The sequence below is a fragment of the Nitrosococcus watsonii C-113 genome (assembly GCF_000143085.1).
GTDB lineage: Bacteria > Pseudomonadota > Gammaproteobacteria > Nitrosococcales > Nitrosococcaceae > Nitrosococcus > Nitrosococcus watsonii.
On the sequence record NC_014315.1, the window covers coordinates 2870442 to 2890889 of the forward strand.

The following is a 20448-nucleotide window of genomic DNA, read 5'->3' on the forward strand; positions in this document are numbered from 1 at the left end:
CCCCTCTCCCCCCACAAAAGGTTATCAAAATGAGATATCGAGCATTTCACGCTGCTACTGCTCCCTCACCGCTGGCGCGTCTATTATTAGCGTCATGTCTGTGCGCGTGGAACCTTTGGGCGCAAGCTATCGAGTGGCCCCAGGAAATCACGACGAGCGAGGGCATCATCACCGTTTATCAGCCGCAACCGGAAAGCCTGAATGGCAATGTGCTGAAAGGCAGGGCCGCTATGTCCCTGAAACTCAAGGGCCACGATGAGCCCATCTTCGGCGCATTCTGGTTCGATGCCAAGATTGCTACCAACCGGGATACGGGAATCGCGATCATTCACGATGTCAAGGTCACGAAGGTCCGTTGGCCAGAATCTAAGGATGCGGGCGAACAACGCTTCACGGCTGTGGTGGAAGCCGCGGTGCCTGAAAATGGTTTCAAAATCTCGCTGGAACGGCTGAGCGCGAGCCTCAAGGCTGCTAATGTCGAAAGAAAAAGCCTTGAAAATCTAAACAACGAGCCGCCCAAAATTTTATTTCGCCAGAAACTGGCGGTATTGCTTCTCTACGATGGTGAGCCTAGGTTTTCGGCTATTGAAGGCAGCGACTATGAGCGCGCCCTGAATACGCCTTTCCTGGTTGCAGGTAAGCAACATAGCCAAGATTATTATCTATCGAACGGTACCTTCTGGTACCAGGCCCGGGACCCAATGGGCCCATGGACGCCAACCAATTCGCCACCTCCAGATCTGGTGGGCATGCTGCCGAAACAAAGTGATGATGAGCCACAAACGAATTCACCACCGGCCATCGTTACGGCATCGCAACCGACTGAACTCATTGTCACCCAGGGTCAACCCGACTGGCAGTCCTTGCCCGGTGGCCAATTGCTTTACGTGCAAAACACCGAGACGCCATGGCTACGGGAACTCTCAACCAACAATATGTACGTGCTGCTATCGGGGCGCTGGTATCGCTCAAAAGTCCAAAATGGACCCTGGACCTTCGTCCGCGCAGATGAATTACCGGACAGTTTCAAAAACATACCACCAGCGTCCGACATCGGGGGTCTGCGTACCTCGGTTGCGGGTACCGAGGAAGCCGAGGAGGCGGTGCTGGATGCGCAGATTCCCCAAACGGCGGCAATTAAACGAGAAGAGGCCAAGCTTACCGTAAAGTACGACGGTTCTCCCAAGTTCGAAAAGATTCCAGGCACTGGCGTAGCGTATGCGGTTAACACAGGGGCGCAGGTTTTGCTGATTAATAATCGCTACTATGCGGTCGATAACGGCGTTTGGTTCACAGCCTCGTCGGCTAATGGGCCATGGGTGGTTGCGGTTTCAATTCCGTCCGAGGAAATTCAAAAGATCCCGCCAAGCTCACCCGTCTATAATACGACCTACGTGCATATTTATGAGGCGACGCCCGAAGTCGTCTATGTGGGCTATACACCCGGCTATCTGTGGTCGTTCCCCTACTACGGCGTGCCAGTGTATGGTACGGGCTGGCTTTACCCGCCCTACTACGGCCGTTGGTATTACCCGCGGCCATTCACCTGGGGCTTCAACGTTGGCTATAACCCTTGGACCGGCTGGAACTTCGGCCTAAGCTGGTCGAACGGCTTCTTTAGTTTCGGCATGCACTGGGGCGGTGGCTACGGCGGCTTCTACCGGCCCTGGGGTTGTTGCGGCGGCTGGTACGGCGGCGGCTATCGTCGACCCGTGCTCATCAATACCGGCAATATAAATATCGGTAACAACATCAACATTGGCAACCGCGCAACGATCAAAAATCGTATCGACCGCCACGCCAACTTCAATCTCCACCATTCTCGGACCAATCTCTATCATCGGCTGGAAAATCGTACCCGCAATGCCGACCGAGCCACGATCCTAGGCAATCGGAAACAGGCGCGGCCGGCCGTCAACCGAGCAAATAATGTCTTCGCCAGCCGCGACGGCAATGTGGCCAGGCGTGTCAACGGCGCGTGGGAAAAAAGGGAGAATGGTCAATGGCAGCGCGACCATCTAACATCCGCAACGCGGCAGCGTGCGCTACCGGCCATAAGAGAGCAAGCGACACCCGAGATGCGGCAACGGCTACAGTCAACAATTCAATCCCAAAACTTCAATCGTTTAAACTTGAATCTCGCCCACCAGGCGAGGCAGCGTGGCGCGAGGCGGGAAGCAGCGCGCCCACTCAACCTGCGAAGATCATTGGGTCGTTGGCGATGAGCAATTATGCCCCCTGCGGAAAATAAGATGGCCGTGAAAAGGATGGCGTTATTCAAGGTTATATTCTTAATTGTAAGAATTGAAACTAACCATTTTTCTTTGGAATAAATCACACCTTTTGCGGCGCGGAACTCCCCGATTTCAGCCTGGGGAGGAAGGGCTGCTGATGCGTTGATAATCCTTGAAGGATTTGAAAAGAAAATAAATAAGACACCAAAGAAAATAATAGATATCTGTAAAGGTCGAATTAAGGAATATGAAAATGAAATTGAGTAAACAAAAGAAACTTGAAAAAGCTGGTTGGAAAGTCGGAACTGTTAATGAGTTTTTAGGCAATCCTCAAGAAGAGTCTGATTATATAGAAATGAAATTGGCTCTCAGTCGGACCTTGAAGAAAAGAAGAATAAAGAAAAGGTTAAGCCAAGTAGCTTTGGCGAAAAAAATTTCTTCGAGTCAATCTAGGGTTGCAAAAATGGAGTCGGGTGATCCATCTGTATCAATAGATCTGCTAATGAAGTCCTTGCTAGCCCTAGGTGCATCTAAAAACGAACTGGCTAAGGTGCTGACCAGTAAATATAGTCGGGAAACTGACGGGTAAGTTCTCCCGCATACATAGGCGCACGGCATCTGATGATGCAGGAGGCTTTGCCAGTCAAACGCCTAGCATCACTGGCAAAATTGAGAGCGTGGCGAGCAATTTTGTCCGAGTGCACGCCATTGTTATGCCAATTCTCTGATGAACCTAAATCGCAAAAGGGTCATCTGTAGCGCCAGAAGAGTTACTAGGGTTATCAATAGGTCATCATGATCGATGACAAGCCGTTGAAAATAACAATACGAAATCTACCTGTAGATTTTTCATCCAGGGCAGAAGCAATCTTAAGGGAAGAAGAAACGGAGTGAGTTGAGGGAAACCAAAGACACCAAGCCGTGGCGACCGCCACCAGCACCACACCCACAAGCATGAAAATTATGCCGAATGTGTCCATGGTTTTTCGCCAGGCTCAGCGAAATTTTGAATGCGGACCTCCCCATCAGGAAATCGCGCGATAATGTCGAGCTCGCCTCCCATGGCTCGAATATGGTTTCGCAAAGTTGACAGGTACATGTCTGTACGCTTTTCCATTTTCGCGATAGCTGGTTGTTGAACCTGCAACACTTCCGCAAGAGTCTGCTGCGAAAGTCCACGCGCCAGACGAAGCTCCTGCAGCGGCATTTCTTGCAGCATCGCTTGGGCCTTAGCTTGTGCTTTAGCTTGAGCATCGGCGGTCATGCTTGCCCGGAGTTTTGAAAATTTCTTAGCCATCAATTAAATCCTCTCGCCTCAGTTCATTTAAATGCTCGTCATAGAGCCTATCCGCAACGGGCACATTCTTGTTATACCATTGCTCATCGCCAGTTTTGTCATCGCCCAAGAGCAAAATTGTCGCTCTTCTTGGATCAAAGGCACACAACAGCAGAAATCTGCTCCTCTTCTGTGAGACCTAACCACCACTCTTCAAATTCATCCGTGTATTCGACTTCCCAGCTCATGAAGCTATCATTCCATATTAGGAATATTCCGCCAAGGGAATGACACCAAAGCGCTTCACGACTCGATGAGTTGCTTCTAGGCGGTTAATCGGGTCGAAATTGAATCTATAGTCGTTATTGCGGACTGTAATTAATTGATTTTTCATACCTGAAACGTTTTGTTACAATTTACCTCATTTGTGGCGTTTTGCTACAATTAAGAAAATTCTTAGGAGGACATCAAAATGGCTACTAATAGCATACGTTTAGATCAGCATCTTATTGAAAGAGCGACCATTATAGCCAAAGCGCTTAATCGCACGCCTCCCAAACAAATTGAGCATTGGGCAAAAATCGGTGAAATGATGGAAGATAATCCCGATTTGCCCTATGAGTTTGTCAAGCAGGCTATTATTGCAAAAGCAGAACGAGAAGCCGGGAAACTAGATGCCTACGATTTTGGCTAAAGCCACCCGTGTCTTACAGTCCCCAACGTTTAAGAAAGCAGTAAAAAAGCTTAAAGCCAACCAGAAAAAAGATCTCGACACAGCCGTCAAGGATTTGATGGCCAATCCCGCGCTTGGGGAACAGAAAAAGGGAGATCTCTCATTCTTACGTGTATACAAATTTAAAATGAACAAGCAACTGATTTTGCTTGGATACAGCTTTGATGATGGCGCCCTCGTTCTCGAATTGCTGGCCCTAGGCTCGCACGAAAACTTTTATCGCGATATCAAGCAGCGCTAGTAAGTTGTCATCGGGGAGTTAACAGGCGGGCTCTCCCGCATACATAGGCGCACGGCATCTGGTGATGCAGGAGGTTCTGCCAATCGAACGCCTCGCATCATCGGCCCGGCTTTGCCGCGTCCGTCTGCATACGATTATCAGAGGGCATTTGTGTTACCTTTAAATAAGAACGTTGTTAGCTTGTACGAAACCACACCAACAACTGCGCCAACTGTGCCCCCAAAAAGTTGTGCAATAAGCCACATTGATGCTCCACCTCCTTCATATGCAGTGAAGTATTCTGTGTAAAGAAGCGCTGCCAATAAGGCAAACCACGGCACAGCACCCGCAACATAAATCGCCCAATTCTTTTTCAGCAAAGTGGCAGTTAAAAAACCAGTCAACGTTGAACCGCCAATTAAAATTAACCAAACATTCATAGTGATTTCTTTATTTTATCTCCCGCCCTCTAATCGGGGAACTGACAGGCGGGTTCTCCTGCATACATAGATGCACGGCGTCTGATGATGCAGGGGGATCTGCCAGTCGAACGGTTATTCGCGACGCGGAGCGGCGCAGGCAACCGTTTGAGGTAGTCAACTCCCCGATTCACGCCGCACAGCGGCGCGAACGACCAGCATAACGGGACGGCTTTGGAAGGTAGCGGAAAAGTCATTCTCTGTTGGTGCCAATGTTAGAAGGTAAGCACACCATATGGTTGGATTAGCCAGCTTAAAACCGGGAATCATTCTCACATGGAACGCCATCGTGATCTCCATCCATTTTAGTATTTGGACAATTTCTAGCAAAAAATTCTGCCTCAGCTCTTGACTTCATCTGACTGCAGTATTGCCGTCCATCGCATCTAAACCCGGAAGCTTTATGGTCATCTCTTTTAAGAATAGAAAATTTTTGAACTGTCAATGAGCCCTCAATCGGCTCTACTTTCTCACATACAGTGCCTTGTGGAATGTCGCCATATAAAACTCGGCCATCTTTCGTAATGCACTTTACTTGCTCATTAGATCCGAATCCGTTTGCAAATTCCCTTATAACTGTCAATTCACCTTGCCTATAGAGAAAGCTACCGTACCATCCGGCAATTATAATCATTGCAGTTACAATTATTTTATTCATCGCAAACGCATATTCTCCTTTTCCGGCTAAATTCTAACGGGTTGAAGTTGAGCGGCAGCCCGCGTAGCGGTTTGACGGTCGGTTTGATTCACTTGTTCACGACGCGTAGCGGCGCGAACGCCGACCTTCACCGGGCGCGACCGAAAGGAGCGCTCCGCGTGCAAGGCATTGTTAGGCAACTGTTGAACTCTCAAATTCTTTACAAAGCATAATTATGCCGGGGTAAACGCCTTGATAACGACGTACAGTGGTGGATAGGCGATCCGAAAAACACCATGCCATGGCATCATAAAACGGGTTTTTCTGGCAATCTCCAAGTATTTCAAGCAGCCCAGCTTTGATGTTTTCCAAATCTAAGTTTGATTGAAAAAAGGGGCATGCAAAAATAACCCCGACTTTTTCAATGTTCTGATACCTTTTCTTCGTGGCAATAGGTGGATTCTCTACAGCCGAAACTTGTTCCAATGCTTCATCCAGGCTTGATTTTGCAGAACGAATAAGTGATCGACTATCTCCTTGTATCCACTTACATTCCACAAGAATCGATTTATCTCGACTTGGATCAAAAAAACAAATATCAAGGTAACCGCCTTTTTTACCACGACTGACATATGCTTCAAGCAGAACGCCGTATCCACATTTCGCAGCAGCAATGCCAAGCATTCCTGAATTTGTCCGTTCCAGTTGCTCATGTACAGCATCTTCATAGTCCATTATTTCACTGAAACGAGTTAATTCAGCAATCCACTGTAAACAGATTACTCGCCAGTCTGACAGTAAGCTCGCTGGCGCTATAAGTAAACCTTCCATCTCCAAGCCTTCAACAATCTTGTTGCCTAACAATTTATTCCCAGGCAAATACGCCCTGATAAGCAGAAATTACAGGTTAATTCAGGCGTTTTTGCCATGATAATGCCTATTCAGGTCAGTTTGCTTCGATAACCCGATATCAGCTTAAGATTCAAGCAAATTTGCCTGCATATCGAATTGGAAATCATCCGCTAGGATATCCTTCGTCTCCTTGCCAGCAAACTTTAACCGTCGGGCAGGGAACCTATCGCGGCGGTTTGTCGGTCATCATGCCCCATGACGACCCGTTAAAAATAACAACACGGAAGCTATCCGGATTTTTCAGGGTAGAAGCAATCTTTAAGAGAAGAAGAACTGGCTTGGGTTGAGGGAAACCGGGAAGTTAAATCAAATTTCTCAGCATCAACTCGGGAGGGTGGGGATTCAGATAATATTGTTGATTGACGTAGGGGTTGGGGTGACGGCGGAAGTGATGCTTGAGCAAGGTCATCGGCACAATTAAAGGCACTAAACCCAAGCGGTAGTTTTCCATGGACTCCAGCAGTTCCGCCCGGTCCGCTTTATCCAGCTGGGTGCGTAAAAAGCCTAGCAGATGCATCAATACATTGGTATGGCCCTTGCGGGTGGCGCGCCGTTGCAAGGCGCTCATCAATTCCGCCTCATAGGACGACACTAATGTTTCCAGGGACTCGCTGCCAGCCTTCGCCACTAAACGTCCCAAACGCCGGTACGCCGCTTGACTATGGGCCATGACCATAAATTTATGCCGGCTGTGGAATTCAACCAGGGCGGCGGGCGTTATCCCCGCCGCCCCTATTTGCCGCCAACGGTAGTGCACGAAAACCCGCTCAAAAAAGTTCTCCCGCAGTACTGGATCGTTCAAGCGCCCCTCTTCTTCTATTGGCAACCACGGCCGCCGCGCCATGAAAGCTTGGGCATACAAGCCGGTTCCTGTCCGGGAAGGCGCGCCACCCGCGCCGTGAACGCGCACCCGTTCCATTCCGCAGCTGGGGGAGTCTTTTTTTAATATATAGCCGTCAATATCTCCCAGTGCGTCGGCCATGGCTTTCCCGAACTGATGCAAGGGGTCGGTGACATCCAACTCCGGATGCCGAACGCCCCTGGCCCGCAGCCCTTGGCCAGTTTTGACTATCCGAATGGGTTCCCGTGGCGTTCCCATGCCAATCGCCACCTCCGGGCAAACGGGGACAAAGTCAAAGTAGGCATTCAAAGCTTCGGTGATATAGGTATCGCGCTTATGGCCACCATCAAAGCGAACTCTCTCCCCCAACAAGCAACTGCTTATAGCGAGGCGCAGGCGAGGCATGGCAGGGGAAGAGAGGGAGGGCGGAACTTCACCCCTGGGAGAAATAGGGTCCATGGGTCTTCTTTGTTAAAGGATAAAGTAAATCGAAACGGCCCAGGCGGGCGATATTTTCCTTAAGCTTAACAAGCCCGCCACTGCCCAATCACCACCCGGGGCAAACCAGCCAAATCACAAAAATCCGTTACCTGCTGGTAGCCTAGCTGGGTGAATAGAGCTAACAGGGACGGTCCCTGATCATAGCCATGTTCTAATAGCAACCACCCTCCATCAACAAGATACTCTCGGGCAGCCCTGGCAATATGGCGCATCGCTCCTAAACCTTTATCCTTTGCGATCAAGGCGATATCAGGCTCAAAGGCTAAACCATCCTGGGTTAGATGGGGGTCCCCTTCGGCAATATAGGGAGGGTTGCTGGCAATGAGGTGGAAGCGTTCTCCCGCTAATGGAGCGAACCAATCGCCTAACCGGAAGGTTACATTGTCCAGCCCGAGGCGATATCCATTGCTCCTGGCCACTTCCAGAGCCGCCGCTGAGATGTCGGTTGCGATTACCCGCGTCCGAGGCCGCTCGCTCCCCATGGCAAGGGCTATAGCGCCACTGCCCGTTCCCAAATCAGCAACGTTAAATGCCCGCTCTAAATCCAGCCGCTGGAGGGCCAATTCCACCAGTTGCTCCGTTTCCGGACGCGGGATCAACGTTGCCTCTGTGACTTGCAAATTAAGAGACCAAAATTCCTGCCAGCCACGAATATAAGCCAAAGGTTCGCCTCTGGCCCGGCGCTGCAATAGCTGTTGGAAGCAGGCCCACTGGGTTGGCGTCAGCCGTTTATCAGACCAAGTATAAAGATAACTTCGTTCTACCTTAAGTAGGTAAGCTAGCAGCCTCTCAGCCTCTAAACGCCCGCCATCCCCAGAGATTAAGCGATCTTCAGCGAATTTAATTGCCTTGGCTATTGAACAATCAAGCGTCACGACCAAACTTATCCATTAAAAAATGGTCTATAAGCTAATTTAGGGGTTGCATTTTATGAAATGACTAATTATATTACTAGGTAAGTCAGCTAATGGACGATCCAGTCATGGTAACCCTTATCCTGATAACTGAGGTTTCGCTTTTTTTCCCTCACAATCGACGGGAAAAGAGATGAACCTTTATATTCTTGCAACCCACTCCCTTCCAGCTAGTTTTCCTCGCTCCAAAAAGCTTGGATTCGCATATAACTATAATATTCTTAAATTCTTATAGAACTTAGCATTTATAAAAAAAATAATGTAGAGAGAGAGGTTCAAAACCTATTAAAAGGCTCCCATTGGAGCCTTTTTTTTACCCGGCATAAAAAAACGCCCGAACAGATCTTCTCTTACCCATTCGGACGTCAAACAATCACATCTGCTGTGCTTATCTCTTACTCATTTCCATCTTAGTGTCCCCGGGCCTAGTCTCTTCCCCAGGGCCATTTCCAAAAACTTGATCGAGCTTTCTGGGCTTGCTCTGCGGCGTATGCGGCATCTTCCTCCTGTATAATCTCATCCATGATACCTTGAATGACAGTCCGACCCTGTGCTTGCAGGTAATGAGAGAAATGGATGCCCACCTGTTTTTCGGCAGCGGTCGCTACACTTTGTTCAACAGTTGCCAGCAAAGACTTATGGAACTGAGCCTCCTGCTCCTCCAAGAAGCCCGCTACCGTTTGGGCACTAACGGAACGCATAGTTTTGACTGTTTCTTCAGCCTTACTTGCTATTTCCTGGTTGGCCTTTAAAATAGCTGTTTCAATCATCGCTTGGGCTTTTTTCTCGGCCCGTTCCTGCGCGACTTCTAGCATCCTATCAGCGATGCCTTGAGAAACGGTCTCGGCGGTTTCCCTTGCAATTCGTTCGGCCAATTCGGTCACTTGTTCTTCAATGAGTCGACGGCTTACCTGATCCGCTGTTTCCCGCGCAATACGTTCCGCCAGTGCTTGCGCAGCCGCGGAAGCTTCAGCGACGGCCCTTTCCACAATCTCTTCCGTAGCCAGCGTAACGGTGCTGCTCTCAGCATCAGCTTCCGCTTCGTGGATAGAGGTAGCGATCACCTCCCTAATATCGCCTACGGTTGCTGACTTAGCCTCGATTATCGTTTCTTTAAGCACTCGATCCAGGTTTTCTTCCCCTGTCGGTTTTGCCAGCACATCTCTTGCACCGACCTCCAAGGCAACACCTCGATCCGCCGCTCCTTCCTTCCCGGTGCACATGACGACAGGCAATGAACGCGTGGCTTCCCGCGACAAAATAGTGCGAGTTGCTTCCAACCCACCCATGCCAGGCATCATAACATCCATAAAAACGATATCAGGCCGATGATTCTCCAAGTATTCCAGAGCTTCCTCGCCAGAGGCGGCATCATCCACATCAAAATCACGGCTTTTGAGTAATTTGGACATGGCGAGTCGGGCAACCTTGGAATCATCAACAACTAAGGCGGTATGTGAGGCCATAAACTTGCATCCTTCTTTTTCTCATAGTAGAGAGACCAGTGATAGTAATTTTTAAATTAAATTCTCAAGGCTTACTATCGGACCGGCGACTACAGACTTGAGACATAAAGCGTGAGCCCGTTCTAAAAACTTTATATAGAAAAAATAATTTTCCCTTCCCCTCATTTGATCCAGAGAGTCTTCTGATTAGTAAACTCCCGCATCCCATGCCACGACAGTTCCCGTCCATAACCAGAACACTTGATCCCGCCAAAGGGCAAGCGAGGATCGCTTTTTACCAGCCCGTTGACAAAAGCCGCTCCGCATTGCAGTTGCAGAGCCAGGCGCTCAGCCCGGGAAGCATCTTGGCTCCAAACGCTACCTCCAAGGCCGTAACGGGAGGCATTGGCCATGGCCACCGCTTCTGTTTCGTTCGCTACGCGGATAATAGCGGCCACGGGGCCAAAAAGTTCCTCATCGAAGGCTGGCATGCCTGGCTGAACTCGATCCAGGATAGAAGGGGTATAATAAGCGCCTGGCCCTGGTAGCGGCCGGCACCCCACAACCGCCATCGCCCCCTGCTGAATGCTCGCCGTCACCTGTTGCTGAAGCCCCGCACGCAGATCCAATCGGGCCAATGGCGCCAAGGTAGTCTGTTCATCCAGCGGATCACCCGGTCGCAGCGCTTCTAAATCAGCTTGAAAGCGGGCAATAAACTCATCCGCTATCTCCTCCATAACGATAAAGCGTTTAGCGGCAATGCAGCTTTGCCCTCCATTGATAAAACGGGACTGCACCGCCACGGGAACCGCCTGCTCTAGATCAGCGTCTGCCAGCACAATAAAAGGATCCGCGCCCCCCAGCTCTAGCACTGTTTTTTTTAAGTGCCGGCCTGCGCACTCAGCAACCTTACGCCCGGCCGCCTCACTGCCTGTGAGGGTTACGCCCTGGACTCTCGGATCAGCCATTATCTTCGCCGTCTGGGATGAACTCGCCAGTAAGGTACGAAATACCTTTGGAGGAAAACCCGCCTCAAGCAAGACCTGCTCAATGGCAAGCCCGCACTGGGGGACATTGGAAGCATGTTTCAGCACTGCCGTATTTCCCACCACGAGGGCAGGCGCACAAAAACGAAAGACCTGCCAGAAAGGAAAATTCCAGGGCATAATCGCTAGCACGGTACCCAACGGCTGGAGCGCAACATAGCTGCGGCGGGCATCGCTTTCGATCACCTCATCGGCAAGAAAACGGGGGGCATGCTCCGCATAATACTCACAGACCCAGGCGCATTTTTCGATCTCCGCCCGGGCCTCGCCGAGTAGCTTGCCCATCTCCAGGGTAATCAGCCGGGCCAAGCCTTCTTTTTGCTCCCGCAACTGCTGGGCCGCCGCCCGTAATAAATGGCAACGCTCCGAAAGATCGCGGGCAGCCCAATGAGGACTTACCTCTTGGGCCTGCTGAAGGGCGCTATCAATAGCCTCCTGATCCCAAGCATCAAAGGTTTTGAGGGATTGGCCGGTGGCGGGATTAACGGATTCAAAAGCCATGCTGAGTTCTCCTTAAGGCGAAAAAAACAATCCAATTTATCAGTATAGAAGGCTAGACTGCCGCCTGGCTAAAAGGAAACAGGACTTATGTTCGCAACATATTGAATAGCAGGGTAATCTTTAGATGATGTAAAGTAATCGCGTTATAATTGAGCCCATCCTGACTTTAATCTTGAACTAAGCGTAACGGAGCACAACTATACTGATGAACATACAGACCGTCTGCATCCTGGGAGGTACAGGCTTCGTGGGCCGGTGGCTAAGCGCCCACTTGGTGGAGCAAGGCTATAAGGTGCGGGTACTTACCCGGCACTGGCAGCGGCACCGTGATCTACTCGTCCTGCCGGGCTTGCGGCTTAAGGAAACCGATGTTCACGATCCGGCCCAGCTTGCGGCTCAATTTAAGGGCTGCCAGAGCGTCATTAACTTAATTGGCATCCTCAATGAAAAAAGATATAACGACGGCCATGGCTTTCGCCAGGTGCACGCCGATCTCCCAGAAAAAGTGGCCCAGGCTTGTCTAGATGCGGACATCAAGCGGCTGCTGCACATGAGCGCACTCAACGCCGACGCTAACCAGGGCGCTAGTTATTATCTGCGCAGCAAAGGGGAAGGGGAAAACCGCGTTCTAGCCTTAGCGAAGCAGGGACTTGAAGTGACGATCTTCCAGCCTTCTGTTATTTTTGGCCCTGGAGACAGCTTTTTCAACCGTTTCGGTACTTTGCTCAAACTTTCACCCTTTATCTTTCCCTTGGCTTGCCCAGAGGCTCGCTTTGCTCCCGTCTACGTGGGGGATGTAGCACGAGCCTTCGCCCGCACCCTCGCGGATAAAGAAGATTTTAGCCAGCGCTATGAGCTATGCGGTCCCAAAATTTATACCCTCAAACAACTGGTTGAATATACGGCCCAGGTACTGGAGCTCAAACGGCGAGTCATCGGGCTTTCCGATAAACTTAGCCGTATTCAGGCCAGCATCTTTGAGTATGTGCCAGGGAAACCTTTTTCCAAGGATAATTATGCCTCTTTACAGGCACCCAGTATTTGTCACCAAAATGGACTGCATGAGCTGGGGATTGCGCCCACGGCTATTGATGCCATCGTCCCGGGGTACTTAGGCCAAGCTAACCAAAGATCCCAGTACCTTGAACTACGGCGGCATGCCCAGCGTGACGAATAAACCAGTTCGCACCTAGAAGGTCCTGCTATGGAAACTTATCTGGTAGGCGGCGCCGTCCGTGACAAGCTCCTGGGACGTCCCGTCAAGGAGCGGGACTATGTGGTCGTGGGAACCACCCCAGCTCACCTGCTCGCTCAGGGCTACCGTCCGGTGGGAAAGGATTTTCCAGTCTTCCTTCATCCCCAAACCCAAGAGGAATACGCTCTGGCCCGGACCGAGCGGAAGACCGGGCCGGGCTATAAGGGCTTTGAGGTGCATGCCACTCCTGATGTTACCCTGGAGGAAGATTTGCAACGCCGGGATCTGACTATCAATGCTATTGCCGAGGCCGCCGACGGCAGTCTTTTAGATCCCTTTGGAGGACAGCAGGATTTAGCGCGGGGAATTTTGCGTCATGTCTCGCCGGCTTTTGCGGAAGATCCGGTTCGTATCCTTCGGGCGGCCCGCTTTGCCGCCCGCTTTGATTTTAAGGTGGCCCCCGAAACATTGGCCCTTATGGAAGCAATGGTGACCGCCGGCGAGGCTGATCACTTAGTGCCCGAAAGGGTGTGGAAGGAACTAGAACGGGCCTTGGGTGAGTCCTATCCCAGGCGCTTTTTTGAAATCCTTAGGGCTTGCGGGGCTCTGGCACGGATTTTCCCTGAAATTGAATGTCTATTCGGTATCCCCCAACCTCGACGCTATCACCCGGAAATTGACACCGGCATCCACACGCTGAAAGTGTTAGAGATAGCCACTCACTTAAGCTCGGATACCCAAGTCCGTTTCGCTGCTTTAACTCACGATCTGGGCAAGGGGCAAACGCCCCCCCATGAATGGCCTCATCACTATGACCATGGAGAGCGGGGGGTCGCGCTGGTTCTTACCCTGTGCCAACGCTTGCGAATCCCCAAGGCTTATCAAGCCCTCGCAGTTCAAGTGGCCCGTTACCATAATCTGGTTCACCAAGCCCAGGAATTGCGTCCTGGTACAATCCTTAAACTGCTCAATAGAGTCGACGCCTTCCGGCGACCTCCCCGATTTGAGCAGTTTTTACTGGCCTGTGAAGCGGATGCCCGAGGCCGTTCTGGGCTAGAAAACCGCGCCTATCCCCAGGCTAATCGACTTCGTTTAGCCTTTCGCGCGGCCGCCGCGGTAACAGCCCGTCCTCTGGTGGCGGCCGGTTTGCAAGGAGAGGCGATTGCAAGAGAACTCCAGCAACAGCGAATAAAAGCTATAAAACAAGCCATCACGCACTGAACAAGGTTAGTTCAATCAAACACACTCAAGCTTGCTTGCTTAACAAGGAGAAATATATGGCTAAACAGCTAGACACGCTGATTGAACGCCTGCAGCAACCTGGAATTTACCATCATGCCGTGGAGAACCTGACCGTCATTGAGACCCACATTTCCTGGGTAGTACTGACTGGACCCTATGCTTACAAAATCAAAAAACCCCTTAATCTGGGTTTTCTTGATTTTTCTACCTTGGACAAGCGCCGTCACTATTGTGACGAAGAGCTGCGAATCAACCGGCGGCTTGCGCCCGAAATTTACCTGGAAGTAGTGCCTATCACCGGCAGTACGGCCCAGCCCCACCTCGGAGGAACCGGCACCCCGATAGAATACGCGGTCAAGATGATCCAATTCCCCCAGCAGACCCGCTTGGACTACTGCTTGCAACGGGGTGAATTATCCCCGAAGCGGGTGGAAGATTTAGCTGGCAAAGTTGCTGCCTTTCATCAAAAGGTTGCAATCGCTCCACGGGACAGCCCTTATGGTGCGCCCGAAGCCATAGAGCAGCCTGCCCTGGAAAATTTTCAACAGATGGAGATTTTCCTTAAGGAAGCGGAAGATCAAAAAAAATTGGCGTGCCTCCGGCGCTGGACGGAGGAAAAATGGCAACAACTACAACCAGAATTCACCGATCGCCAAAAAGCGGGCTTTGTCCGGGAATGTCACGGTGATCTGCATCTGGGGAATATCGCCCTAAGAGAGGATCAATTCATTATCTTTGATGGGATTGAGTTTAACGAGAACCTGCGCTGGATCGATGTCATGAACGAGCTTGCCTTCCTGCTCATGGATTTGGAAAAGCGGGGCCGTCCAGATTTGGCCCACCGTTGTTTGAATAGCTACCTGGAGCGCAGCGGCGACTATCCAGGCTTGGCGGTGCTTGCTTACTACCAGGTTTATCGCGCTCTGGTCCGGGCGAAAGTCACCGCTATCCGCCTAGGACAAATGCCTCCAGACATCCAAGCTATTAAGGAACACTGCCGCGATTATCTGAATCTGGCTTTACACTATATCCAGCCGGCCAGACCTTTTTTGCTCATTACCCATGGCTTTTCTGGTAGCGGCAAAACCACCTTGAGCCAGCCTCTCATCGAACGATTCGGTATCATTCATTTACGCTCGGATATTGAACGCAAGCGTCGCCATGGTTTGCAACCTCGGAATCGGTACAATAAAGGGATTGGCATCGGGATGTATTCCCCAGCATCCACCCATGAGACTTATCAGCACCTTCAGCAACTTGCCCAAGCAGTCCTGAAAGCAGGCTACCCTCTCATTGTGGATGGGGCTTTTCTTAAGCAGCAACAACGCCAAATCTTCCAGGATCTAGCTAATAAGCTTGGCATACCCTTTACTATTTTGGATTTTCATTGCGATCCTCGGCTGCTACCGCAACGGATACGGGAGCGCCAGCATAAGAATCAGGATGCCTCCGACGCTGATCTCGCTGTTCTGGAACATCAACAAGCCACTCATGAGCCCTTGACCAAGGCGGAGCAAGCAATCACCCTGGCAATTGATACTTCCCAGGCTGAGGCCATGGAGACAGTCATCCAGCAACTCCAAGTCCTCACCGGGGAAAAAACCCTTAAAGCCGAATAGGGAGAAATTTGTTATGGTTCCCGGGAGCCATATCCTCCCCCTCCCGGCGTTTCGATAACAAACACATCTCCCGGCTGCATTTCAATACTCCCCGTGCTAGATAACATTTCCCTAGTGCCGTTTGCCCGGAGCACGTAATTGCACCCCACCGTCCCTGGTTGACCCCCGGCCAGCCCAAAGGGGGGCACTTGCCGGCGGTTAGAAAGAATGGAAGCCGTCATGGCCTCACGAAATTTAATCCGCCGCACTACACCATCACCGCCCCGATACCGGCCACCGCCACCGGAGTCTGCACGGATATAAAATCCATCGACCAGCACGGGAAAACGCCACTCCAAGACTTCCGGATCGGTCAGGCGGGTATTGGTCATATGGGTATGCACCGCGGAAGTGCCGTCGAAGTTCGGCCCCGCCCCGCTGCCACCGCAAATAGTCTCATAATACTGATAGCGCTCATTACCGAAGGTGAAGTTATTCATGGTCCCCTGGGCCGCCGCCATGACCCCCAAAGCACCATACAAAGCATCAACGATGCACTGGGAGGTTTCCACATTGCCAGCAACAACTGCGGCCGGGTAACGAGGATTGAGCAGACAACCTTCAGGGATCATCATTTCCAGTGGCCTAAGACCGCCAGCGTTGAGGGGAATATCTTCCTCCACCAGGGTGCGGAAAACATACAGCACCGCTGCCTGGCAAATCGCCACCGGGGCGTTAAAATTGTTCGCTTGCTGCGGCGAAGTGCCGGTAAAATCCAAGCTGGCGGAACGCTGCTGCCGGTTAATGGTAATAGCCACATGGATACGACTCCCATTATCCATTTGGTAGCTAAATTCGCCGGATTTGAAGGCGGCTAGAACCTGCCTGACTTGCTCCTCGGCATTGTTTTGGATATGCCCCATATAGGCATGTACTACTCCTAGGCCAAAGTGTTTCACCATTTGCCGCAGTTCATGGATGCCCTTTTCATTGGCGGCAACCTGGGCGCGTAAATCAGCCAGATTTTGTTTAAAATTACGCACCGGATAAGGGCCTGAGGTCAGCAGTTCAACGAGTTCTTCTTCTCGAAAACAGCCCTGATCGACCAGCTTGAAATTGTCGATGATCACGCCCTCTTCCGCGATGGTTTTACTATCGGGAGGGATAGAGCCGGGAGTCATGCCGCCAATATCCGCCTGATGCCCCCGGGAACCCACATAGAACAAGATCTCGGTACCTTGCTCATCGAACACCGGGGTGATCACCGTCACATCCGGCAGGTGGGTGCCGCCGTCGTAGGGGGCGTTCAAGACATACACATCCCCAGGACGGATGTGACCCCTATTGCGGCGAATCACCGTTTGTACCGACTCCCCCATGGAACCCAGATGCACCGGAATATGGGGGGCATTGGCCACTAGCTGACCGTCCTTATCGAACACCGCGCAGGAGAAATCCAAGCGTTCCTTGATATTTACCGAGTAAGCGGTATTAGCCAAAGTAACGCCCATCTGTTCGGCAATAGCCATGAATAGATTATTAAACACCTCCAGCATCACCGGGTCCACCTCGGTACCCACGGCGAAACGTACGGGCAACGGCTCCATCCGCGTCAAGATCAGATGATTGCCTTTGGTGACTTCAGCCTGCCAGCCATGTTCAATGACCGTGGTGGCATGGCTCTCGATGACAAGGGCTGGGCCACTAATACAGGCACCAGCTCCCAGCCCCTCGCGCTTGTAAACCGAGGTAGAATAACGGCTACCATTGGCATATATGGCGACGGCATCTATCGGCCTCGCCGGCTCCCGGTAGGGGAACGTCCCCCTGATCTTATCTTCGGCTGCCTGAGTGCCGCCAATGATCTCCACGGCTACTGCTTCCACAACATGACCTTTCTCAAGCATGATGAAACCGAAGTATTGCCGATGGGCTTGCTCAAAATCCGCACGGATCGCCTGAAGATCGCCAAAACTGACGATGAGCGCAGTATCGCTGCCTTCATAGCGCAGATGGACCTTTCTTTCTACCCGAATAGATCTCTCTCCGGCACCCTGTTGCCGCATTTCCATGCGACCCTCAGTCTCCAATTCCTGAAACGCCGCTTCCATAGGGGCGACGAGCGAGGCAGAAAGGAGGGCTTCGATAGGCTGTTGCTTAATCACCCGCAATTCAGCCAAACCCATCCCATAGGCTGAAAGCACACCCGCCAGCGGATGAATAAACACGGTCTTTATCCCCAGGGCGTCGGCCACTCCGCAAGCGTGCTGCCCCCCCGCAGCCCCAAAGCAGCATAGGGCGTATTCGGTAACGTCGTAGCCACGCTGGGTGGAGATTTGCTTGATGGCATTGGCCATGTTCTCAATCTCGATCTTCAGAAATCCCTCGGCGACCTCCACTGCCGAGAGGCTTTTCCCAGTAGCAGCCTTGATTTCAGTAGCCAGGGTTTCAAATTTCTGCCGCACGATGTCCCGGTCAATAGGCTGATTCTGATTGGGTCCGAAAACCTGGGGGAAATATGCTGGCTGAATTTTACCCACCATGACATTACAATCGGTAATGGTAATTGGCCCCCCTCGCCGGTAGCAGGCCGGCCCCGGATTGGCGCCGGCCGACTGGGGCCCCACCCGGAAACGCGCCCCATCGAATTGGCAAATGGAACCGCCGCCAGCCGCCACGGTATGGATACGCAGCATCGGCGCGCGCATGCGCACTCCAGCCACTTCTGTTTCGAAGGCGCGCTCGTATCCGCCATCATAGTGAGCGACATCGGTGGAAGTGCCACCCATGTCAAAGCTGATGATCTTGTGAAACCCTGCGCTGATGGCGGTCCGCACCGCGCCGACGATGCCCCCGGCCGGCCCTGACAAGATGCTATCCTTGCCCTGGAAGAAATGAGCGTCAACCAGACCGCCATTAGATTGCATAAACAGCAGGTGGGTATCCCCCAGTTCCCGAGTCACATGGTCCACATAGCGCCTGAGAATGGGCGACAAATAGGCATCAACCACGGTGGTATCACCCCGGCCAACAAGCTTCATCGAAGGGCTGGCCTCATGGGAGAGGGAGACTTGAGTGTAGCCTATCTTTCGGGCCAATTCCGCTACCCGCTGCTCGTGCTCGTGATAGCGATAGCCATGCAAAAAAACGATGGCCACCGTGCGGATACCCTCCCGATAGGCTGTCTCCAAAGGTTGGCGGGCACTGTCCAGGTTAAGGGGAGTGAGCACTTCACCCTGGGCCGAAAGACGCTCCTCAACCTCGACCACCCGCTCATAGAGCAACTCCGGCAGGAGGATATGACGAGCAAATAGCTTCGGCCGGCTCTGATAACCGATGCGCAGTGCATCCCGGAAGCCTTGGGTAATCAGAAGCAGAGTGCGCTCCCCCCGGCGTTCCAAGAGGGCATTGGTGGCCACGGTGGTGCCCATCCGCACTTCCTGGATCTGCGCGCCGGGAAGGGGTTGATCCCTAGCTACGCCGAGAAGATCCCGGATTCCTTGCAAGGCTGCATCCGAATAATGTTCAGGATTCTCTGATAAGAGTTTACGGGTTAACAGGCGGCCGTCCGGCCGCCGCGCCACGATGTCGGTGAAAGTCCCGCCCCGATCAATCCAAAACTGCCAAAGGCGTTGCTTTTTCCAAGATTGTGGCCTATCCACCTTACCGGACGGCAACACGATTCGCTTGAAATACGTAAGCAATTCCCTCATATAATATGATCCCATCAGCACTTCTTGTAAGGAGCTTTTATCAATGATAAAACGCGTGCTACTTTTTCTGGCGACTAACCTTGCGGTCCTGCTGGTGCTTAGCATTTCCATGCGGCTTCTCGGAATTGAGAGCCTGCTCAATCAGCAAGGGACCGATCTTAACCTTAACGCTCTGCTCATATTCGCCGCAATCATTGGCTTTAGCGGCTCTTTAATCTCCCTGGCAATCTCTAAGTTTACCGCTAAGCGCCTCACCGGCGCCCAGGTGATTGAACGCCCCCGTAACGCCACTGAGACTTGGCTGCTAGAGACCGTTCAGCGTCACGCCCGAACCGTGGGGATAGATATGCCAGAGGTGGCCATTTACCACTCGCCGCAACCTAATGCCTTTGCCACCGGCTGGAATCGTGATGCCGCCCTGGTGGCCGTGAGCAGTGGTCTTTTGGAGCGCATGAATCAAGAGGAAGTAGAGGCGGTATTAGGCCATGAAATTAGTCATGTAGCGAACGGCGATATGGTGACCTTGGCTTTGATTCAGGGTGTTGTCAACACATTCGTAATTTTTCTCGCCCGAATTATCGGCCACTTAGTAGATCGGGTTGTCTTTAAAACCGAGCGCGGTTATGGCCCCGCTTTTTTCATTACCACTCTCATCGCGCAAATGGTGCTTGCCATCCTTGCCAGCCTCATTGTCCTGTGGTTTAGCCGCCAACGTGAATTTCGGGCAGATGCGGGAGGGGCACGGCTGGCGGGCAAGGAAAAAATGATCGCAGCGCTGGAACGGCTAGGCAGGATGGCCCAGGAGGGTCTTCCAGATCAGCTTCAGGCTTTTGGTATAGCGGGGGGGAGATCTCAAGGATGGAAGCGCCTATTCATGTCCCATCCGCCCATTGAAGAGCGGATCGCCGCACTTCGAACCGAACGCTAATAAGAGAAGTTAACTCTTGGAGCTAGAAAAATT

At 51.8% G+C, this 20448-nt stretch carries 19 protein-coding genes; 8 read left to right on the top strand and 11 right to left on the bottom strand.

Features of this window, described 5'->3' with window-relative positions:
* Positions 1 to 29: 29 nt before the first annotated feature.
* Complete coding sequence (locus NWAT_RS13170) at positions 30 to 2225, top strand: hypothetical protein (protein ID WP_013221541.1); 2196 nt, start codon at positions 30 to 32, stop codon at positions 2223 to 2225.
* Between the two features lie 262 nt (positions 2226 to 2487).
* The gene (locus tag NWAT_RS13175; protein ID WP_013221542.1) at positions 2488 to 2823 is read left to right on the top strand and encodes a helix-turn-helix transcriptional regulator; all 336 of its coding nucleotides are present in this window, start codon (positions 2488 to 2490) and stop codon (positions 2821 to 2823) included.
* Between the two features lie 193 nt (positions 2824 to 3016).
* Here NWAT_RS13175 and NWAT_RS16800 read toward each other — a convergent pair whose 3' ends face one another.
* The 3 genes from NWAT_RS16800 to NWAT_RS17830 form a co-directional block, all read right to left on the bottom strand.
* Positions 3017 to 3214 carry a hypothetical protein gene (locus tag NWAT_RS16800; RefSeq protein WP_157679926.1) on the bottom strand — a complete coding sequence of 66 codons (198 nt, stop codon included), beginning with the start codon at positions 3212 to 3214 and terminating at the stop codon, positions 3017 to 3019.
* Positions 3196 to 3531: a helix-turn-helix domain-containing protein gene (locus NWAT_RS13180; RefSeq protein WP_013221543.1), complete on the bottom strand. Its 336-nt coding sequence runs from the start codon at positions 3529 to 3531 to the stop codon at positions 3196 to 3198. Before NWAT_RS13180 ends, NWAT_RS16800 begins: the two co-directional genes overlap by 19 nt.
* A 244-nt stretch (positions 3532 to 3775) precedes the next feature.
* Positions 3776 to 3904, bottom strand: a complete 129-nt coding sequence (locus NWAT_RS17830) for a hypothetical protein (RefSeq protein ID WP_269724256.1) — start codon at positions 3902 to 3904, stop codon at positions 3776 to 3778.
* Between the two features lie 78 nt (positions 3905 to 3982).
* On the opposite strand from NWAT_RS17830, the gene NWAT_RS13190 reads away from it, so the two are divergent.
* Together NWAT_RS13190 and NWAT_RS13195 are read left to right on the top strand one after the other, a co-directional pair.
* Positions 3983 to 4204, top strand: coding sequence for a TA system antitoxin ParD family protein (locus NWAT_RS13190; protein ID WP_013221544.1), 222 nt, complete (start codon positions 3983 to 3985; stop codon positions 4202 to 4204).
* Positions 4185 to 4484: a type II toxin-antitoxin system RelE/ParE family toxin gene (locus tag NWAT_RS13195; RefSeq protein ID WP_013221545.1), complete on the top strand. Its 300-nt coding sequence runs from the start codon at positions 4185 to 4187 to the stop codon at positions 4482 to 4484. The genes NWAT_RS13190 and NWAT_RS13195 overlap by 20 nt, the downstream gene beginning before the upstream one ends.
* Before the next feature lie 137 nt (positions 4485 to 4621).
* Here NWAT_RS13195 and NWAT_RS13200 read toward each other — a convergent pair whose 3' ends face one another.
* From NWAT_RS13200 to NWAT_RS13230, 7 genes are all read right to left on the bottom strand, one after another.
* Complete coding sequence (locus NWAT_RS13200; protein WP_013221546.1) at positions 4622 to 4903, bottom strand: hypothetical protein; 282 nt, start codon at positions 4901 to 4903, stop codon at positions 4622 to 4624.
* Positions 4904 to 5195: 292 nt separating this feature from the next.
* A complete protein-coding gene (locus NWAT_RS13205) occupies positions 5196 to 5600 on the bottom strand; it encodes an excalibur calcium-binding domain-containing protein (RefSeq protein WP_013221548.1) in 405 nt (134 codons plus the stop codon).
* A 171-nt stretch (positions 5601 to 5771) separates the two neighbouring features.
* Complete coding sequence (locus NWAT_RS13210; protein ID WP_041350763.1) at positions 5772 to 6458, bottom strand: hypothetical protein; 687 nt, start codon at positions 6456 to 6458, stop codon at positions 5772 to 5774.
* A gap of 334 nt (positions 6459 to 6792) precedes the next feature.
* Positions 6793 to 7791, bottom strand: a complete 999-nt coding sequence (locus NWAT_RS13215) for a YbgA family protein (protein WP_013221550.1) — start codon at positions 7789 to 7791, stop codon at positions 6793 to 6795.
* A gap of 65 nt (positions 7792 to 7856) precedes the next feature.
* A complete protein-coding gene (gene prmC, locus NWAT_RS13220; protein ID WP_013221551.1) occupies positions 7857 to 8708 on the bottom strand; it encodes a peptide chain release factor N(5)-glutamine methyltransferase in 852 nt (283 codons plus the stop codon).
* A 464-nt stretch (positions 8709 to 9172) separates the two neighbouring features.
* On the bottom strand, positions 9173 to 10213 hold the full coding sequence (locus NWAT_RS13225) for a response regulator (protein WP_013221552.1): 1041 nt from the start codon (positions 10211 to 10213) through the stop codon (positions 9173 to 9175).
* Positions 10214 to 10374: 161 nt separating this feature from the next.
* Positions 10375 to 11739: an NAD-dependent succinate-semialdehyde dehydrogenase gene (locus NWAT_RS13230; protein WP_013221553.1), complete on the bottom strand. Its 1365-nt coding sequence runs from the start codon at positions 11737 to 11739 to the stop codon at positions 10375 to 10377.
* Positions 11740 to 11944: 205 nt separating this feature from the next.
* On the opposite strand from NWAT_RS13230, the gene NWAT_RS13235 reads away from it, so the two are divergent.
* Genes NWAT_RS13235 through NWAT_RS13245 form a run of 3 tightly spaced genes read left to right on the top strand, consistent with a single transcriptional unit; the run spans position 11945 to position 15795 of the window.
* Positions 11945 to 12916 carry a complex I NDUFA9 subunit family protein gene (locus tag NWAT_RS13235; protein ID WP_013221554.1) on the top strand — a complete coding sequence of 324 codons (972 nt, stop codon included), beginning with the start codon at positions 11945 to 11947 and terminating at the stop codon, positions 12914 to 12916.
* A 27-nt stretch (positions 12917 to 12943) separates the two neighbouring features.
* Positions 12944 to 14155 (top strand): multifunctional CCA addition/repair protein, encoded by a 1212-nt coding sequence (locus NWAT_RS13240; protein WP_013221555.1) that lies wholly within the window; start codon positions 12944 to 12946, stop codon positions 14153 to 14155.
* A 56-nt stretch (positions 14156 to 14211) separates the two neighbouring features.
* The gene (locus NWAT_RS13245) at positions 14212 to 15795 is read left to right on the top strand and encodes a bifunctional aminoglycoside phosphotransferase/ATP-binding protein (protein WP_013221556.1); all 1584 of its coding nucleotides are present in this window, start codon (positions 14212 to 14214) and stop codon (positions 15793 to 15795) included.
* A gap of 11 nt (positions 15796 to 15806) precedes the next feature.
* Here the strand turns inward: NWAT_RS13245 and NWAT_RS13250 are convergent, their stop codons facing one another.
* A complete protein-coding gene (locus tag NWAT_RS13250) occupies positions 15807 to 19487 on the bottom strand; it encodes a hydantoinase B/oxoprolinase family protein (protein WP_041351033.1) in 3681 nt (1226 codons plus the stop codon).
* Positions 19488 to 19530: 43 nt separating this feature from the next.
* Here NWAT_RS13250 and htpX point away from each other — a divergent pair, with 43 nt between their 5' ends.
* Positions 19531 to 20415, top strand: coding sequence for a protease HtpX (htpX, locus tag NWAT_RS13255; RefSeq protein ID WP_013221558.1), 885 nt, complete (start codon positions 19531 to 19533; stop codon positions 20413 to 20415).
* The last annotated feature ends 33 nt before the right edge of the window (positions 20416 to 20448 follow it).

Excerpts from the sequence above, each read along its gene's own strand:
- htpX (WP_013221558.1), top strand. The coding sequence starts at position 19,531 with ATGATAAAACGCGTGCTACTTTTTCTGGCGACTAACCTTGCGGTCCTG.
- NWAT_RS13205 (WP_013221548.1), bottom strand. The coding sequence starts at position 5,600 with ATGAATAAAATAATTGTAACTGCAATGATTATAATTGCCGGATGGTAC.
- NWAT_RS13235 (WP_013221554.1), top strand. The coding sequence starts at position 11,945 with ATGAACATACAGACCGTCTGCATCCTGGGAGGTACAGGCTTCGTGGGC.
- NWAT_RS17830 (WP_269724256.1), bottom strand. The coding sequence starts at position 3,904 with ATGAAAAATCAATTAATTACAGTCCGCAATAACGACTATAGATTCAAT.
- NWAT_RS13190 (WP_013221544.1), top strand. The coding sequence starts at position 3,983 with ATGGCTACTAATAGCATACGTTTAGATCAGCATCTTATTGAAAGAGCG.
- NWAT_RS13250 (WP_041351033.1), bottom strand. The coding sequence starts at position 19,487 with ATGAGGGAATTGCTTACGTATTTCAAGCGAATCGTGTTGCCGTCCGGT.
- NWAT_RS13180 (WP_013221543.1), bottom strand. The coding sequence starts at position 3,531 with ATGGCTAAGAAATTTTCAAAACTCCGGGCAAGCATGACCGCCGATGCT.
- NWAT_RS13200 (WP_013221546.1), bottom strand. The coding sequence starts at position 4,903 with ATGAATGTTTGGTTAATTTTAATTGGCGGTTCAACGTTGACTGGTTTT.
- NWAT_RS13175 (WP_013221542.1), top strand. The coding sequence starts at position 2,488 with ATGAAATTGAGTAAACAAAAGAAACTTGAAAAAGCTGGTTGGAAAGTC.
- NWAT_RS13245 (WP_013221556.1), top strand. The coding sequence starts at position 14,212 with ATGGCTAAACAGCTAGACACGCTGATTGAACGCCTGCAGCAACCTGGA.
- NWAT_RS13170 (WP_013221541.1), top strand. The coding sequence starts at position 30 with ATGAGATATCGAGCATTTCACGCTGCTACTGCTCCCTCACCGCTGGCG.
- NWAT_RS13215 (WP_013221550.1), bottom strand. The coding sequence starts at position 7,791 with ATGGACCCTATTTCTCCCAGGGGTGAAGTTCCGCCCTCCCTCTCTTCC.
- NWAT_RS13240 (WP_013221555.1), top strand. The coding sequence starts at position 12,944 with ATGGAAACTTATCTGGTAGGCGGCGCCGTCCGTGACAAGCTCCTGGGA.
- NWAT_RS13230 (WP_013221553.1), bottom strand. The coding sequence starts at position 11,739 with ATGGCTTTTGAATCCGTTAATCCCGCCACCGGCCAATCCCTCAAAACC.
- NWAT_RS13225 (WP_013221552.1), bottom strand. The coding sequence starts at position 10,213 with ATGGCCTCACATACCGCCTTAGTTGTTGATGATTCCAAGGTTGCCCGA.
- NWAT_RS13195 (WP_013221545.1), top strand. The coding sequence starts at position 4,185 with ATGCCTACGATTTTGGCTAAAGCCACCCGTGTCTTACAGTCCCCAACG.
- NWAT_RS16800 (WP_157679926.1), bottom strand. The coding sequence starts at position 3,214 with ATGGACACATTCGGCATAATTTTCATGCTTGTGGGTGTGGTGCTGGTG.